Below are 16,648 nucleotides of genomic sequence, written 5' to 3' on the forward strand. Positions count from 1 at the left end.
TTTTGATGAAAAAAGGGTGTAAGGAGGGTGGGGGTAGCTTATAGAGAGCTTATAGGAAGCTTATACGAATCTTGGACGATTGGTATAGGAAGGGTATATAAGTGGTTGGCTCATAGTATAATACAGCGATGCAAAAAATGGTAAAAACGGAGTTTCGAGGCGAAAGAAAAGAGAAGAGATGCTAGGACTTAGGCCTTAGGCAATAGGGGGAGTATGATGGAAAGGAGAAAGAAATGACGAATGACGAGAGACGAATGACGAAGGAAATGTGATGAAAATCTTTTGCTGGCTATCTTCAAAGGGGCAATTAGAGACGGGAAAAATTGTTTGATGGGGCGGATAGGGGAGGGGGATATTTATGGAATGGACTTTTTGTTATCGGGGGAAGATAGCGCTTAGGGGAGGGTTGCTTGCTGATTATTGAAAAGAATAAGATGTTTAACTTGCAGAAAGACAACAAACCGGCGGAGAAAAGTTACTTTTGTAACTTAATTGTAATAGTAGTTTCTTGTTAGTTCAGAAATAATTATTACTTTTGTCACTTGTAATTTGTTATACAGGATATGCCATTAGCTTTATTCAATTCTATTACTTCGTGGTTTTTAAAACGCCGTATTGACCAAATACAAGAGTTTGTAGAGCACCCACATAAGGTGCAAGAACGTGTGCTTTTGGAGCTTCTCGATGCTGCCAAAGACACCGAACTCGGCAAACTATATAACTTTGCTGAGGTGAAAAACTATGAGCAATTCAGTAGAAATACACCATTAGTTTCTTATGAAGCCTTTGAGCCTTACGTAGAAAGGGCAAGACGAGGGGAGCGGAATGTGTTTTGGCATACGCCGATAAAATGGTTTGCCAAGAGCAGTGGGACTACTAACGCTAAGAGTAAGTTTATTCCGGTAAGTGAGGAGGCACTGCAACTGTGTCATTACAAATCGGGGAAGGATATGCTGTGCTTATACCTAAATAACAACGAGGATTCGAATCTGTTTAAAGGCAAGAGTTTGCGACTGGGGGGGAGCAAGCAACTGTATGAACAAAACGGTACTTATTTTGGGGATTTATCGGCGATTTTGATTGAAAACCTGCCTTTTTGGGCAGAATGGAGTTGTACCCCCAGCAACAAGGTATCGCTGATGAGTGAATGGGAGAGTAAGTTACAAGCGATTATCAAAGAGGCGAAAACAGAGAATGTGACTAGTATTGCGGGGGTTCCTTCCTGGATGTTAGTGCTTTTAAATAGGATTTTAGAAGAAACCAAAAAGGAACATCTTTTGGAGTTGTGGCCCAACTTAGAAGTATACTTTCACGGGGGAGTGAGCTTTATACCGTATCGCGAACAGTATAAGCATATTATTCCTTCGGATAGTTTTCGTTATTACGAAATATACAACGCCTCCGAAGGGTTCTTTGCGATTCAAGACCGCAACAATTCGGACGAAATGTTGCTAATGCTCGACTACGGGATTTTCTATGAGTTTATACCGATGGAGACTTTTGGTACTGCGGAGCAAAAGGCAATTCCGCTGAGTGAGGTGGAAATAGGGAAGAACTATGCGATGGTGATTACTACCAATGCCGGTTTGTGGCGCTATATGATAGGAGATACGGTAAGGTTTACTTCGGTAGTGCCTTATCGGATTAAGATTACGGGTCGTACCAAGCACTTTATTAATGTATTTGGAGAAGAGCTCATCGTAGAGAATGCGGAGCGCGCCTTAGAAAAGGCTTGTGAGCAGACTAATAGTCACTTGATAGACTACACGGTTGCGCCTATATTTATGCAAGACAAGCTGAAAGGAGGGCACGAATGGGTAATAGAGTTTGATGCACCTCCTGAGAGTTTGGAGCAATTTACCGAGATATTAGACCGCGAACTGCAAAAACTTAACTCGGATTACGAAGCTAAACGCTACAACAATATGACGCTGAATATGCCCAAAGTGCACAAGGCTCGCACGGGACTTTTTCACGACTGGCTCAAACACAAGGATAAGCTTGGCGGGCAAAACAAAGTACCCCGACTCTCGAACAGCAGGGAGTACGTGGAGGAGTTATTAAATTTATGATGAAATTAAAAATAGAAAGGCTACCCAATTGGGTAGCCTTTCTTATTTGCTATAACTTTAAATTATCTTCTTCTTTTGCGAATGAAGATGATGAGACCGACGAAAGCGAGGAGCACTATTCCACCTATCCAAAGGGCGCTGAGTGATACTTTTTCTTGAGGACTTCCGGCAGTGGTTTCTTCTTTTTTGAGGACTTTAGCGTCTTGGGTATTGGCTTGTGCCTGACTGCCTTGGTGCGATTGAGCGAGCTGTTGCTGATACGCTTGGGCATTGGCAGGTGAAGCCTTTTTGCTGATATAATCCTGCAACTTCTTATTTTCGGAGGAGAATTGAGAAGAGCTTACACCGAATTGCTTGGTGAGGTCGGTATGGATATCGGCGAGTTTACTGATTTGAGCATCGGAGGCTTTCCACATACCTTTGCGGGTGGCTTCGAGCATTACAGCAGTTACCTCTTGCAAGGCTGCTACGTTTTCTTTCTTTATAAAATCGGTGATGCCCAGGTGGTGTTTATCTTCTATATAAGTGTTGTATACCTCATTCCACATTGCATCGTCGATGAGTTCGGGGCGAGTAGCTTCCCAACCGTGCATATTAGTAACGATTTCGGCTATTTGCCCGGCACTTGAAGCCTTACCCTTCATCATTTCTTTGATGTATTTAGGATTGAATATTGTACTGCGAGCTTCGACCCCTACGGCTTCTTTGAGTTCTTGCACGTGCATATTCTTATGGTTGCGATAATCGGCGAGGTAGGCATCGGGGTCTTTGCCGTTTACTTCTTTGATAGCGGCATTCATACCCCCCATAAACTCGTAGACGTGGTCGAGGCTAAGCGCTCCCCAAGTGTTGTTTTGGCGAGGCTGAATGAGCACATCGGCGTTCTTGATGGCGGCGCGAAACATACCTTCTTGGAACTTGCTCCAATTGTCTTTACTGCCGTAGAAAGCGCCCATATTATGCATATAAACCTCAGCGATATCCTTTTGAGTTTCCCACTTATCGCCGGAATTAATCAACTCCTTAGTGCCTGTATCATAACGACCTTGCAAGCCACCAAAGATACGTTCGGTAGAAAGTTCGCGAGCTTCTTTGGGCGATACTCCAGCTTCTACCAATTGTTTTTCGATATCTACACTACCTGCACTCACTTCATTGGCATACGCTTCTTCGGGAAGAGCTGATACCATTTGAATGGCTTTGGTAAGCAAGAACAAACGAGAAGCTGCTAAATCGCGGAACTGACCTGAGGTTTGAATCACCACATCGATACGAGGGCGACCCAACTCTTCAGAGGGAATGACGCGCACATCGCCTACACGACCAAAGCTATCCCATACGGGTTCAACACCTAACATATACAAGGCTTGGGCAATAGATACACCTTCGGTTTCTATAAATTCAGAACTCCAAAAAGTATAGGCTATCTTCTTGGGATATTCGTGGTGTTTGGTTTGGTATTCACTAATTACATTTTGGGCTAAAGCCACACCTCTATCCCACGCGAGTTTAGACGGTGTACTTTCGGCATTCACCCCATAGAGGTTATGACCAGTAGGTACACCTTTAGGATTGGCTACTGCATCACCTCCTGAGGAAGGAGGGGTGTAACCACCATTTAGAGCATTGAAGAAAGCCTTTTCTTCTAAACGTGGACTGTTTTGCAAGGCGTCTTTATAGAGTGCTACATTGGTAATGGTTCTTTCGATATCTACCAAGGCACGTGCATAATCAATCTTAGCTTTTTGAGCGTTGAGAGTAGCCAGCTCTTCCTTAGTAAGAGGCTTGCGGTTTTCTTTTTTGGCAGGAGCTTTGATTTTGGTAGGACGACCTACGGCATCAGGTTTTTTAGCAGTAGCCGAAGCTGTGGCTGTTGTGTGAGTAGCAGTAGTGGTTGCTGAAGCTGTAGCTTGTTTTTTCATCTGCTGTTGTAAGAAATAAGGCATACCACTTCCTTCTTCTTTAGCCATTGTAGCTTTAGCTTTTTGCAAATCGTCAGCAGAGATATGAGCATAGTTGCAAATCAGTTCAGTAGTAACTGGTTTGCCTGCGAGTATTTGGTTTACTAAGCTCTTAGCAGGGTTTAAATAATGAGTTGTGAAAAAGGCTTTGCGTTTAAGGTCGGCTTCGGTGACTTTACCGTGGTACTTATCTAAGGTAGCCAAACTGTACGCAATAGGGTCGGCACTCATAGCCAAGACGGTAGAATTAATTTTATCAGGAGTATAAGGGACTCCCATTACGTAGTATTCGCCATTAATCTTTTCGGTGGCAATCTCTTCGGCGAAGTTAGCAAGACGGTCGATTTCGGCTTCGGTATACGGTTTGGAGAGGATACTATCCAAACGCAAATCACGATGTAAGCCCATTGTTACAGCTAACTTTTTGATGTGTAACCCAATGGTTTGTTTATCGATAGGGTTCTTTGCTTTCTGATAAGAAAGAATGGTGTTCTCTAAATTATTGAAGGTATTGCGCATATCGCTTTCGGTGAAAGCAGGGGTAAGATAAGACACAATACTGCCGTACGAACGGCGTTTTGCCATCATCGCTTCGCCTATATTTCCGATAGTATAATAGTAGAAATGTGGTACGGTACCCACACAGATATCTGCCCAATCGTAATCGGAGAGGGCTACTTGTTTATTAGGGGTGAACTCCAATGAGCCGTGCGTACCGAAGTGAATGAGCGCGTCGGCTTTTAAGCCGTTTTGTACCCAAAGATATGCCCCCATATAGGCATAAGGAGGGATTTCTTTTACGCCGTGCAACACTTTAAAATCATCATCAGTACTAATGGCGGCAGGAGGTTGAGGTAGAATGGTGATATTACCGAAAGTGAGTTGGGCTACTGCCAGATAATTTTTACCGTCCTTAGAAGTATTGAGGTAAGTGCCCGGTACAGTGCCGTTCTTTTCGATTACTTGTTTATAGAGTTTTTCGGGTAAAGTTTTTTTGAGCCAAGCATCTAATTCGTGAGCTTCTACCAAAGCAGGTGCACCTGTACTGATAAACTTTTCGATATCGCCTTTGGCATTGGCTCTATAAGTATTGGCGTGCGTGAGCAGTAGCTGGTTGAATTCGGCTTGTGTAGCGGGGAGCGTTCCTACGTTATAACCTTCGTTTTTGAGTTGATGTAAAAAGCGGAATAGTGAAGGTTCGACCTCCAACCCTTGAGCGGCAGCGGGTGTAAGCCCCACACCTTTGAAGTAAACAATCGCCAACTTCTTGTCGGCATTAGGTTTATGTTTTAAATCGGTGAAGTTATGAATGATTTTGGCGAACTTACGGGCGCGGTTCTCGATAGTATTGAGGAAGTAATAACCTTGTTTGTTTTGTTCTTGGGCAATCACTACATAAGGATAGAGCGCCCCGTCTAACTCGGGCATTACAATGGTTTGCCCCATAAAGCCGCCCGACATACCCATAGGGTCTTTTTCCCAATCGTCTTTCATTGCTAAGACCGATAGTCCCGTGAAGAGAGGTACGTTGTGCTCCTTAGCCCAATTGATAAACAGTTCGGGTTGCCCCATCATCATTTGTCCGTGAGGAAAATAGACAATAGCATCGGGATTGATTTCGGTAAGGAAGTCGATGCGTTTTTCTTGAGCGGTGAAAGGATAGACGTTCATACCCTCGTTCTGCAAGGCGGTTATTACCCCATTGAGGTGTTCTTTATTTCCGCCAAAAGGCTCGTGTAAGCCTGCTACTATGGCGATACGAGGAGCACCTTCTTTATAGAAATTATTCTTCTGAATATACTCTTGATATTCTTTAAGGGAGCTGAAAGAGCGCTCGTCGTCTAAATGAAAGTAGACGTTTTCTTTGCGTTCGATAGGAGGTGCGGGTTCGGTAGCAAACCATTTCTTGTCGATATATTTGCGGACATAACGAACGAGGTTTTGGTAGTTTGCTTTATTGCCACTCATCAGATAGTCGCCTACGTGTTTGAGTTCGGTTTCGTTGAGGCTACTGATATCGTTATCGGGATTGGTAACGGCGAAACTGTGAAAAGGCACGCGGTTAGCAGCATCGATGAGTTGATTGCGCTGTTCGTCGCTAATTTTCAGTCCCATTGCCCATACGAGGACGAAGTCGTAGTTTTTGAGTTTATCGAGTTGGTCGAGGGGGACTTCTTCGATTTTGATAAACTTATCGGAATTAGAAAGGGCGATATTGGACGCCTGATAGCTGATGAAGTTCACCAATGCGATACGGGTGGGGGCGATGTATTTTCGCCATACGAAATAACCTGCTATTACTATAAGGAGCAGGGCAATGATGGATAGAATCTTTTTTTTCATCTTATTGGTTGTAGGTCGTAGCACGACAACAGATTGTTTTATAAATTAGACAAAAAGGTTTGATGTGAACAGGTGAGGCTGTGCCTCAGAAATTAAGCAAAATCAAGGTAATGCTTTGTAAAATGTTTGTTTTTAACGTGAGTTCGATGTAAGAAAAGTGTAGCTTACGCTACAGAAATCTTACAAATCTTTAAAAAAAATCGAGCAAATGAACAGCTTCGCTGTTTTTAAGTCTCGCACAGAATACACGGATAGTCTTTCAATTGACAATTGTGATGTGTACCGATGGGCAACTTAATTGATAGATAGGTTAACATTAATGTAATGAAAACTTGGGTGCAAAGATAAGAAAATTATTTTGAATAATAATAAATAGTAAAAAAAGGTATTAGGTCATAGGCCTTAGGCACTAGGAATGGCGACGCAAAAGCTATGAGTGGAAAATTAGAGAATGAGGAAATTAGGAAATTAGAAAATGAGAGAATTAGAGAATGAGAAAATGAGGGGTGAGCTACAAGAAAAGCACAAGCGGAGGTATTGTCAGTTTATTCAACTTTGGCAAAGTTTTAAACTTTGCCAAAGTTTGAGATGAAAAAGCGATGTGTTAGGACTGTTAGGAGCTTTCGGAAGAAAACGGAGAAGTTCGGAAGAAGGAAGGGAGGAGTTTTGGTGAAAAAAGGGTGTAAGAAGGGTGGGGGTAGCTTATAGAGAGCTTATAGGAAGCTTATACGAATCTTGGACGATTGGTATAGGAAGGGTGTATAAATGGTTGAATGATAGCATAATACAACGATGCAAAAAATGGTAAAAACGGGGTTTCGTGGCGAAAGAAAGAGAATCCTCACCCCGTCCCTCTCCCAAGGAGAGGGAGAATGTTGGGACGGAAAAGGGGAAGGTAATGTGGTGAAAATATTTTTCTTTACACATACTCCGCTCTCGCGAGGCACATACAAAGCTATTGCTGGCTATTTTCAAAGGGGAAATGTAGGGACGGAAAAGGGGAAGAAATGACGAATGACGAGTGACGAATGACGAAGGTGGACTTCCATTCAAAGGGAGGTGTGTGGTGATGGGAAATATAGTTAAACCGAAGTTGGGGTATAATAAAAAAGCACTTACAAATGTTTGTAAGTGCTTTTGTTTTGAGGGTGGTCCCAGTTGGGCTCGAACCAACGACCCTCTGATTATGAGTCAGATGCTCTAACCAACTGAGCTATGAGACCTGTCTGTTTTTAATTAAGACGGTGCAAAAGTAGTATTTAAAAATGAATTGACCAAATTTATAGGGAATTTTTTCGAGAAAAAGGGTAAAAATAAGTGATGAAGGCTTTGGCTATTTGAAGAGAATGTTTTATTTTTGCGCTGTAAAAACAATTCATTACATTGGTAAAACTGAATTATGAAAAGAGTTATTACTTCGCTATTCGTAGCTTTTATTACGCTTTCGGCGTTAGCTCAAGACCGTAAACTGACGGTTGCCGAAGCGGTTTTTCACGCGGTACAAGACCCTTCTTCTGAAATGGGATACCGCTTGCTCTCTCCTGAAACTTTGGATAATTTGCAGTGGATTGAGGGCACTGACCTGTATCTGTACAGTAAAGGTGATACGTATGAGATTTTCAACCCCAAAGGTGAAAAAGTGGGCGCTATTGGCAGTGAGCTCACAATGGGGTTTGAGTGGTTGCAAAGCTACTTGCGAAACAGCGGTTTGTTGCCTCCTATCACCTATATCGGTAAAGAGGAAATGGTTTTAAAAGTGGATAATACTTATTACCGTTACAATTACGAGCGCAAGAATGTGCTCAGTAGTATCACACTACCCAAAGGGGCTGAAAACGCTGAATACAATCCTCTTACAAAATCAGTGGCATATACCTTAGATAATAATTTGTATTTGGCTACTGAAAAGAATGAAAAACAAGCGGTCACTGCTTTTACTGATGCGAATATTGTAGCGGGTAAATCGATTCACCGCAACGAATTTGGCATTAATAAAGGTATATTCTTTTCGCCTAAGGGCAATTATTTAGCTTTCTATCAGAAAAATGAAAGCAAGGTGGCTGATTACCCTTTGGTGGATATTACCACCACTCCTGCTACCTTAAAAGCGATTAAATACCCGATGGCAGGTCAGCCGAGCGAGCAGGCAGCAGTAGGGATTTACGATTTCCAAAGCGGGAAGGTTTCTTATTTAGACATCAACACTACCGATGAACACTTTCTCACGAATTTGGCTTGGAGCCCTGATGAGCGATATATCCTTTTGGCGGAAGTAAACAGAGCGCAAAACCACTTTGCCTTAAACCGTTACGACGCACGTACGGGCAAAAAGGTAAATACAATTTTTGAAGAGCGCAACGATAAATGGGTAGAGCCCGAAAAGCCAGCTGTATTCTTACCGAACAACGCAAATGAGTTTTTATGGCTAAGCGAGCGCGATGGTTTCACAAATGTATACCATTACAATGTGAATGGCAAACTCATTAAGCAAGTTAGCAATTTCCGTTGGGTAGTGCAAGATATTTTAGGCTTCGACGCACAAGGGAAATACGTATTTATCACCGGTACAGGTGCTGACCCACGTGAGCAACATTGCTTTAAGATAGAGCTTAAAAACCCTAAAAAGGTGAGTGCTCTTACTCCCGAAGCAGGAACTCATAACGTACAGCTGAGCAGTGACGGAAAATATCTTTTGGATAGCTATAGCAGTATCAGCGTTCCACAAAATATAAACCTTGTAAGTACGGATAAAGGCAGTAGACAGCGTTTGCTTACGGCTAAGAATCCGCTGGAAGGTATTGCGGTAGGTACCACTGAGTTTGTAACGCTGAAAGCCGAAGACGGTACGCCTCTTTACGGTAAATTGCACAAACCTAAGACTTTTGACCCTAACAAAAAGTACCCTGTGCTGATTTATGTATATGGAGGACCACACGCCCAACAGGTGAAAAACGAATGGTTGGCAGATACTTACTTGTGGTTACACGCTTTTGTAGAAAACGAACAGTATATTGTGTTTACCTTAGACAACCGCGGTAGTGAAAACAGAGGTTTTGCTTTTGAGAGCGTAATCCACCGTCGTTTGGGAGAAATAGAGGTAAAAGACCAGCTTAAAGGGGTGGATTATTTGAAGAGTCTGCCTTATGTAGATGGCAATAGGATAGCAGTACACGGCTGGAGTTTTGGAGGATTTATGGCTTCGAGCTTGCTCACTCGTCACCCTGAAATATTCAGAACTGCTGTGGCAGGAGGGGCTGTAACCGATTGGAAGTATTACGAAGTGATGTATGGCGAGCGCTATATGGACACCCCACAAGAAAACCCAGAGGGTTACGAGAATAGCCGAGTGGGCAAATACCTCACGAATTTGAAGCGCCCACTACTATTTATTCACGGCAGTGTAGACGATGTAGTAGTGCCTCAGCACCTGATGAGTATTACACGTGAGTCTATCAAGAAAAACGACTTTATAGAGTTATTTATCTACCCGATGCACGCACACGGTGTACGGGGTACTGACCATATCAATCTTACAGAAAGAATTATTGATTATGTGAAGAAACACAATCAGTAGTTATCAGAGAATAAGCGAAGGGCTGTCGGCAATGCCGACAGCCCTTCGTTGTTTTTTAATGCTCTTTAAGAGTTAGCTATAAGTCTTTCTAAAGCCATTCCTCTTGAACCTTTGATGAGTATTAGGGTGTCTTGAAAAGAAAGCTTCTTAAAGACCTCTTGAAAATCCTCAAAGGTTTCATACTGCGGATAAGGTGCTTTAGTTTGTTTAAAATTCTTTCCGATGAGGTAGACCCCTGCCCATTGGTGCTCTTTGAGTTTATCGACAATGCTTTGATGCTCCTGAGTAGCGTAATCGCCAAGCTCAAACATATCGCCGAGAATAAGCACTTTATTAGAGGAGCTGTTCATAGAAAGAAGATTGTCGATAGCAGCAGTCATACTGCTAGGATTGGCATTATAGGCGTCGAGCAAAACAGTATTACTACCCCATTGCAATAGCTGACTGCGATTGTTTTGAGGAATATAGCTCTCTATGCCCTTCTGAATAGCCTTTGTAGAGAGTTTGAAGTAACGCCCAAAAGCTACCGAAGCAGCAATATTAGTGAAGTTATAGCTTCCTACCAGATGAGAAGTTGCGACAGTGGGAGTATCACTAAAGCCCTCTATATTGGCTGGGAATCCTTCTGTGGTGGTTTGTAGAGACGAGTCAGCAAACTGTATTTTCACGGGTTGAGTGCTGAGACATCGCACAGAGACGTTTACCCCTTCGCCTACTCCAAAACTGTACACATTGTTATAGTTTTCCAAAAGCGCTTCGGTGATAGGATTATCGGCATTGGCAATAATGGTTTTATGGTGTGTTTTGAGGTAATCATAGAGCTCGCCTTTGGTTTTTATCACGCCTTCAAAAGAACCAAAGCCTTCTAAATGCGCTTTACCAATACTGGTAATATAGCCGTAGTCGGGTTCAGCAATAGAACATAGGAAGGCAATTTCACCTGGGTGATTGGCACCCATCTCCACAATAGCAATATCCGTTTCTGGTTTAATTGTAAGCAAAGTGAGAGGTACTCCTATATTGTTGTTTAGGTTGCCTTGTGTAGCTACTATATTCAGTTGTTGTGATAATACCGACTTGATAAGCTCCTTTGTGGTGGTTTTCCCATTGCTACCGGTAATACCAATAACAAGTGTTTTTAGCTTCCTGCGGTGATAAGTAGCGAGCTGTTGGAGTGTAGTGAGGACATCGTCTACCAAAAGTGTTTTATCGGCGATGTAATAAGCAGGGTCATCAATTACTGCATAGCAGGCTCCTTTGGCAAGAGCTTCTTGAGTAAAGGTGTTACCGTTAAACGAAGCTCCTTTCAAGGCAAAGTAAATACTATTAGGCGTTATATTGCGGGTATCAGTACTTACGCCCGCTGAAGTTATATATCTTTGATAAAGCTCTTCTATCATAAACTATTAGTTCTTTTATAATGCAAAACTACAGCGTTTTTTTGAGTTAAACAAATTGTTTCTCTTACTTTCTGTAAAAAAAGAAAAGAGTCCTCTTGAAAAGTTCAAGAAGACTCTTTGCCTATGAAATATTTTATGTTTTTTATCCTTTAGGAGTTTTATGGTTCTTTTTAGCTTTTGAACCTACACGGCTCATAGCGTTACGGAAGCCTATATAATCAGTAGCGATGTACTGAGGTAAGAAACGACGTTGTGCTGGGTCAAGCCAATAAGCACGGTCTCTCCAAGAACCTCCTTTGTATACGCGTACTTCGTCGTCGATAAGTGAAGTACGGTCGTTAGAAGTATCATAGCCCTTACCGCTGATATCGCTACCTGGTCTTTTAGGACGAGGAGCATTGTACATTGAGTTTGTATACTCTGAACCTTCTGCCATCAAGTCATTTTGGTTGCGATAGTTGCGTGTAGATGATTTATCGCCATCGTGATAACTGCGGTTATCGGAGTGTGTAAAGTTATAACGCAAATAGGTTTCGTTTGAGTCGATAGGAACAGTAGCAAGATTTCCTGGCAAATTACGAGCGATAATTTTACCGTTCATCAAAGTGTCATACTTCACATTCTCAGGAGTTACTACTATTTGTTTTCCGTCTTCACCAATAGCGTGTTTCATATACACGTTACCGCGGTAATAGTTGAAATCTGTTATTTCATCATCAACAATAGGACGATAAACATCGGCTACCCACTCAGCTACGTTACCTGCCATATCATACAAACCAAAGTCATTAGGTGGGTAAGTTTTAACTGCTACAGTAATATCACCTTTGTCATCTGACCAACCTGCCAATCCACCATAGTCACCTTTACCTTGTTTAAAGTTAGCTAAGAGGTCTCCACGAGTTCTACGTTTGGTAGAACGAGTGTATTGGCTATCCCAAGGGTATTTCTTTCTACCTTGCAATGAGTTATATTCACGAATACCACCCAAAGATTTAGCAGCATATTCCCACTCTACTTCAGAAGGCAAACGATATTCAGGCAATAAAATACCGCTAGTTTGTTTAGCATAAGTTGCTTCTCCTTCTTTATTGGTTTTCTTACCTCCCATTTCACCAGCTATCTTACCTCCGTAAGTTTGTGATGGGGCGTTTAGGTAAGTATCGGTACTAAATGTGCTAGTAGCATCTACTTGGTAACGAGCATCTTTTGCAAGATAACCATCACGTTCCAAGATTGCCTCGTTCACACGGTCTGTACGCCAAGAACTAAACTGTACTGCTTGCACCCAGTTTACTCCTACTACAGGATACTCAGCATAAGCAGGGTGACGCAAGTAATTGCTAACCATTGCTTCATTAGCACTTAGAGGGCTTCTCCATACTAAGGTATCAGGAAGGGCACCTATATATATATTTCTATATTGCTCTTCATCTGGTGGAAACACACGTTTTAACCAATCGAGGTATTCCATATACATCTTGTTGGTCACCTCTGTTTCGTCCATATAAAAAGACTGTACGTGTTGTTGGGTAGGTGTGTTATTCCAGTCGTGCATTATGTCGTCTTCCACCTGACCCATAGTGAAGGTACCTCCCTCAATGAGCACAAGACCAGGACCTGTCTCTTGGTCTTTAAAATCTGTATTGTATTGAAAACCACCTTCTTTCGCGTTGATTTTCCAACCTGTCGCACTCGATGTGTTCTTATCAGTCTTCTTGCCACAACCTGCGAGCAACAATCCTGCTAAGGCCATATAAACAGGTACTTTTAATAAATTTCTTTTCATAGTAAAAACACTTGTTAGCATAAAAATTCGGGCGCAAGATACTACTTTTTTTTAATGTAGTATCATCTTTTCTCAATTTTAACTATATATTAATATTCTATTTTTTGTGTATTTTTTATATATGTTTGATTTATAGTTTTATACACTCTATTCTCTCCTTGTCTTGTTTCTCATATTTCCTCTTCTCCCACCCTATTTTTTAACAATTCTTTAAGTATTTTGTTTATAACATTTGGTTCTTATCAGCTAAAAAAACCAATAACAACGACAAAAAGAACGCTATAATAGGTGCTATCATCCACATCGCAAAGAATCGCTTTACTTGAGTCTTGCGAAAAATATTCTTATGTCCCATCTTCGCTACGCCTATTCCTAAGATAGCTGCTACATTCACTTGTACCAATGAGGTGGGTATTCCTTTTACAACCGAAGCTAGTAACAACAAGCTCCCCGATATAAATGCGATAATCACCGCTTCAAACTTCCCAAAAAGTATTATTTCCTTCCCTGTATTCTTCAGTATCTTATGTCCAAAAAGCGAAGCTCCAATGCCAAAACACGGGGCTACTATCAAGGTAGCCAACATCAAGATAACAATATGGTCGCTCTCGCGAATGTGTAGCTCATTAATCGTCATTGTATACAAAGGTCCCGTCGCATTAGCTACGTTGTTAGAGCCTATCGCAAACGATACATACAAAGCCATTATCACCAACGCCACATCCCAAATATGCTTCTTGTTCTCATTCTGCGCCCGCTGTATCGTCAGTCCTCGCCTGCGCATCGGTTGGTAAATGTATTTCCCCGCAAAATAACTCAGAAAATAAGCAATCACAGGCAATATAAACCACGCAGGTATAATCTCCATAAATAGCCTATTCGTGTCTAACTTCTCAAAATACAACGCTGGTGCCGCTAAGGCTAATACTGCTGCCTGACTGGTAGACTGCGGTATCCCGGAAATGTTCGAAATAAGCATCGTTACCGCTATCGAAAATAAGGCTATCGATACCACCGTAAAATCTAAATACTCCGAGGGTAATATGCCACTCCCCATTGTACCTGCCGTTTTCTTCCCTGCCAAAAACGCCCCTACAAACACCATTATCCCAAATAACCCCGGGATAACAGTCTTTCTAATCACATTAGCGCCATAACTTGCCGAGAATGCAGGAGCGGTACCACTACCTCCCATCGTAATGGCTACTGCCATTGCAATGAGAAACGGAATAAGTAATTGGCTGTATATGGGTGTCATTCTTTATATCAGTTTTTCTCCGCAAAAGTATAAAATCTTTTTTAAATAACAATACTTTTTCTGCAAAAAAAAGCCCGATATTACTATCGGACTTTTCCATTAACCAACCAAAACTTTAAATTATGAAAACTATTATTTGAAGTTTTACAATGAGCTACCACCCTCATTGCGTCGGCAAAGGTACGGCGTTTTTTTTAACTACCAAAATAATTCCAGAGTTTAACAAAACTTTAACGCACCTATAATGTCTTTATTACTGATTATCAGTGTTTCTTGTCTTGCTTTTATTTCTTCTCCAATTTATTTATCTCCGCAAGTTCTGCCTCTGTAAGTTTCTTAAATGTATACTCATACGTTCCTTGATTATTGTCATCATCTTTATCTATAAATGAAACAACAAGCCTATTTCCTCTTACAAAAAAGTTCTCAGGAGTATCGTCTTTTTTAGTAATCGTACCATTAGAAGCAGTATAAGGCACCGCTCTGCCTTTTTCAAACTCGCAACGATTAGTATTATTATTGAAGCCAAAGTCATAATTAGTTACTGTATTGGCGGTATAAATATCTACTTGTTTATCTTCACAGGGTTCTTTTTCGATAGGTTGTCCATTAAAGGTAGCTTTTTCTATCTGCCACGCCCCTATGAGTGCTTTGGGGTCGGTAGTTTTTTCAGGAGCTTTATACTCCATCGCTCTAAGGGCTGTCAATTCTTTTTCGCTGATTTTCTTATAGGTATATGAAAAAGAACGCTTTCTCCCTTGTTCATCTAATCCAGTTCCGTTTATCTCAAATTTAGTTTCAGTCACAGTAAAAGTAACTGTCTTACCTTCACGTGTAATAGTTGTCCCCGATATAGTATAGGGTTTTATTTCTTGTTTTTTATAGGTACAATTATATTCGTCATACTTTCTAAAGATAAGCTCTTCTACTGTGCTTTCAGTAAAAATAACAGCATCTTTTAAAGAGCACTCCGAAAGCTCTAACTTCTCACCATCAAGAGTTGCCGATTCCATTTGCCACGCTCCTATCAGTTGCTTTTTGTAATCAGGAGCTTTATACTCCATCGCTCTAAGCGTTGCCAATTCTTTTTCGGTAATTCTTTTATAGGTAGTGGTAGAAGGTTTTTTGTTTCCTTGTACATCTGTATAGACTCCCTCTATCACAAGTTTACCCTCAGTAATGGTAAAAGTGGTGGTACCATCTTTGGTTGTAAAGGTGTTCCCCGAAAGAGTGTAAGTCAAAGGGTCTTGTTTCTCATAGGAGCAATTACCATTTCTTTTCTTAAACGAAAGACGTTCCATTGTCTTTTCAGTAAAAACAATCGTTTCTTTTAGTGTACATTCTGAAACCGAAGACGGTTTTCCGTCTATGGTAGACGATTCCATTTGCCACGCTCCTATCAGTTCAGCAGTTTTCTGTGGAGGATCAGGTGTTTTATCATCTTTGCTTCCGCAAGACGAAATCATTGTCGCAAGGGCAACAAATGCCCCAAATAGAAATTTCTTCATATGTGTTAGTATTTTTAGTTTGAGGGCGCAAAACTATAAAATTAATTTATCTTCACCAAAAAATCATCATAACACCCCACCTCCGACTCCCTCCGAGCCCCTCCAAAACCTTTTACAACCTCTCTTTGATCACCACATTTCCCCTCGGAGAGGAAGTCCGCGAGAGCAGAGTATGTGAGAAGGGGGAGGTTTGTCACCTTTCCCAGCTTGTTCCCCTTCGGGGGTTTGGGGGCTTACCGAATAAATGACTTGTCACAGTTCCCCCTCTCCGAGGGGCTAGGGGGAGGTTTCCTCCGCTTTTCCGTCCCAACATTCTCCCTCTCCTTGGGAGAGGGACGGGGTGAGGATTCCTTTTCTTTCGCCTCGAAACCCCGTTTTTACCATTTTTTGCATCGTTGTATTATATTATGAGTCAACTACTTATATACCCTTCCTATACCAATCGTCCAAGATTCGTATAAGCTTCCTATAAGCTCTCTATAAGCTAACCCCACCCTTCTTACACCCTTTTTTCATCAAAAATCCTCCCTTCCTTCTTTCGAACTTATTTGTTTCCTTCCGAAAACTCCTAACAGTCCCAACACATCGCTTTTTCATCTCAAACTTTGGCAAAGTTTTAAACTTTGCCAAAGTTGAATAAACTGACAATACCTCCGCTGGGTTACAAGGCGTAGCCTTGATTTTGTTTAAATTTTGTTTGATTTCTGAGGCACAGCCTCATTCCCTTAACACAACCTCGCACC

Annotated in this window: 7 protein-coding genes and 1 tRNA gene; 2 read left to right on the forward strand and 6 right to left on the reverse strand. The window is 41.6% G+C overall.

The window, feature by feature from the left end:
• Positions 1-563: 563 nt before the first annotated feature.
• A complete protein-coding gene (locus tag HMPREF1320_RS00660) occupies positions 564-2,072 on the forward strand; it encodes a GH3 auxin-responsive promoter family protein (RefSeq protein WP_009417122.1) in 1,509 nt (502 codons plus the stop codon).
• A 62-nt stretch (positions 2,073-2,134) separates the two neighbouring features.
• On the opposite strand, the gene HMPREF1320_RS00665 is transcribed toward HMPREF1320_RS00660, so the two are convergent.
• Positions 2,135-6,376 carry a cobaltochelatase subunit CobN gene (locus HMPREF1320_RS00665; RefSeq protein ID WP_009417132.1) on the reverse strand — a complete coding sequence of 1,414 codons (4,242 nt, stop codon included), beginning with the start codon at positions 6,374-6,376 and terminating at the stop codon, positions 2,135-2,137.
• A 1,149-nt stretch (positions 6,377-7,525) separates the two neighbouring features.
• Positions 7,526-7,599, reverse strand: a tRNA-Ile gene (locus HMPREF1320_RS00680).
• Between the two features lie 176 nt (positions 7,600-7,775).
• Here HMPREF1320_RS00680 and HMPREF1320_RS00685 point away from each other — a divergent pair.
• Positions 7,776-9,950, forward strand: a complete 2,175-nt coding sequence (locus tag HMPREF1320_RS00685) for a S9 family peptidase (RefSeq protein WP_009417069.1) — start codon at positions 7,776-7,778, stop codon at positions 9,948-9,950.
• Positions 9,951-10,015: 65 nt separating this feature from the next.
• Here HMPREF1320_RS00685 and HMPREF1320_RS00690 read toward each other — a convergent pair whose 3' ends face one another.
• The 4 genes from HMPREF1320_RS00690 to HMPREF1320_RS00705 all read right to left on the reverse strand — a co-directional run bounded on the left by HMPREF1320_RS00690 (position 10,016) and on the right by HMPREF1320_RS00705 (position 15,905).
• Complete coding sequence (locus HMPREF1320_RS00690; RefSeq protein ID WP_009417074.1) at positions 10,016-11,350, reverse strand: UDP-N-acetylmuramoyl-tripeptide--D-alanyl-D-alanine ligase; 1,335 nt, start codon at positions 11,348-11,350, stop codon at positions 10,016-10,018.
• A 142-nt stretch (positions 11,351-11,492) separates the two neighbouring features.
• Entirely contained in the window at positions 11,493-13,160 is a 1,668-nt protein-coding gene (gldJ, locus tag HMPREF1320_RS00695; protein ID WP_009420001.1) for a gliding motility lipoprotein GldJ, read from the reverse strand.
• A gap of 202 nt (positions 13,161-13,362) precedes the next feature.
• Complete coding sequence (locus HMPREF1320_RS00700) at positions 13,363-14,397, reverse strand: inorganic phosphate transporter (protein ID WP_009417073.1); 1,035 nt, start codon at positions 14,395-14,397, stop codon at positions 13,363-13,365.
• A 284-nt stretch (positions 14,398-14,681) separates the two neighbouring features.
• Positions 14,682-15,905, reverse strand: a complete 1,224-nt coding sequence (locus HMPREF1320_RS00705) for a lipocalin family protein (protein WP_009417096.1) — start codon at positions 15,903-15,905, stop codon at positions 14,682-14,684.
• Between the last annotated feature and the right edge of the window lie 743 nt (positions 15,906-16,648).

The sequence above is a fragment of the Capnocytophaga sp. oral taxon 335 str. F0486 genome, from assembly GCF_000277665.1.
Lineage (GTDB): Bacteria > Bacteroidota > Bacteroidia > Flavobacteriales > Flavobacteriaceae > Capnocytophaga > Capnocytophaga ochracea.

Coding starts and splice junctions, on each gene's coding strand:
- HMPREF1320_RS00700 (WP_009417073.1), bottom strand. CDS start 14,397: ATGACACCCATATACAGCCAATTACTTATTCCGTTTCTCATTGCAATG.
- HMPREF1320_RS00705 (WP_009417096.1), bottom strand. CDS start 15,905: ATGAAGAAATTTCTATTTGGGGCATTTGTTGCCCTTGCGACAATGATT.
- HMPREF1320_RS00690 (WP_009417074.1), bottom strand. CDS start 11,350: ATGATAGAAGAGCTTTATCAAAGATATATAACTTCAGCGGGCGTAAGT.
- HMPREF1320_RS00665 (WP_009417132.1), bottom strand. CDS start 6,376: ATGAAAAAAAAGATTCTATCCATCATTGCCCTGCTCCTTATAGTAATA.
- gldJ (WP_009420001.1), bottom strand. CDS start 13,160: ATGCTAACAAGTGTTTTTACTATGAAAAGAAATTTATTAAAAGTACCT.
- HMPREF1320_RS00660 (WP_009417122.1), top strand. CDS start 564: ATGCCATTAGCTTTATTCAATTCTATTACTTCGTGGTTTTTAAAACGC.
- HMPREF1320_RS00685 (WP_009417069.1), top strand. CDS start 7,776: ATGAAAAGAGTTATTACTTCGCTATTCGTAGCTTTTATTACGCTTTCG.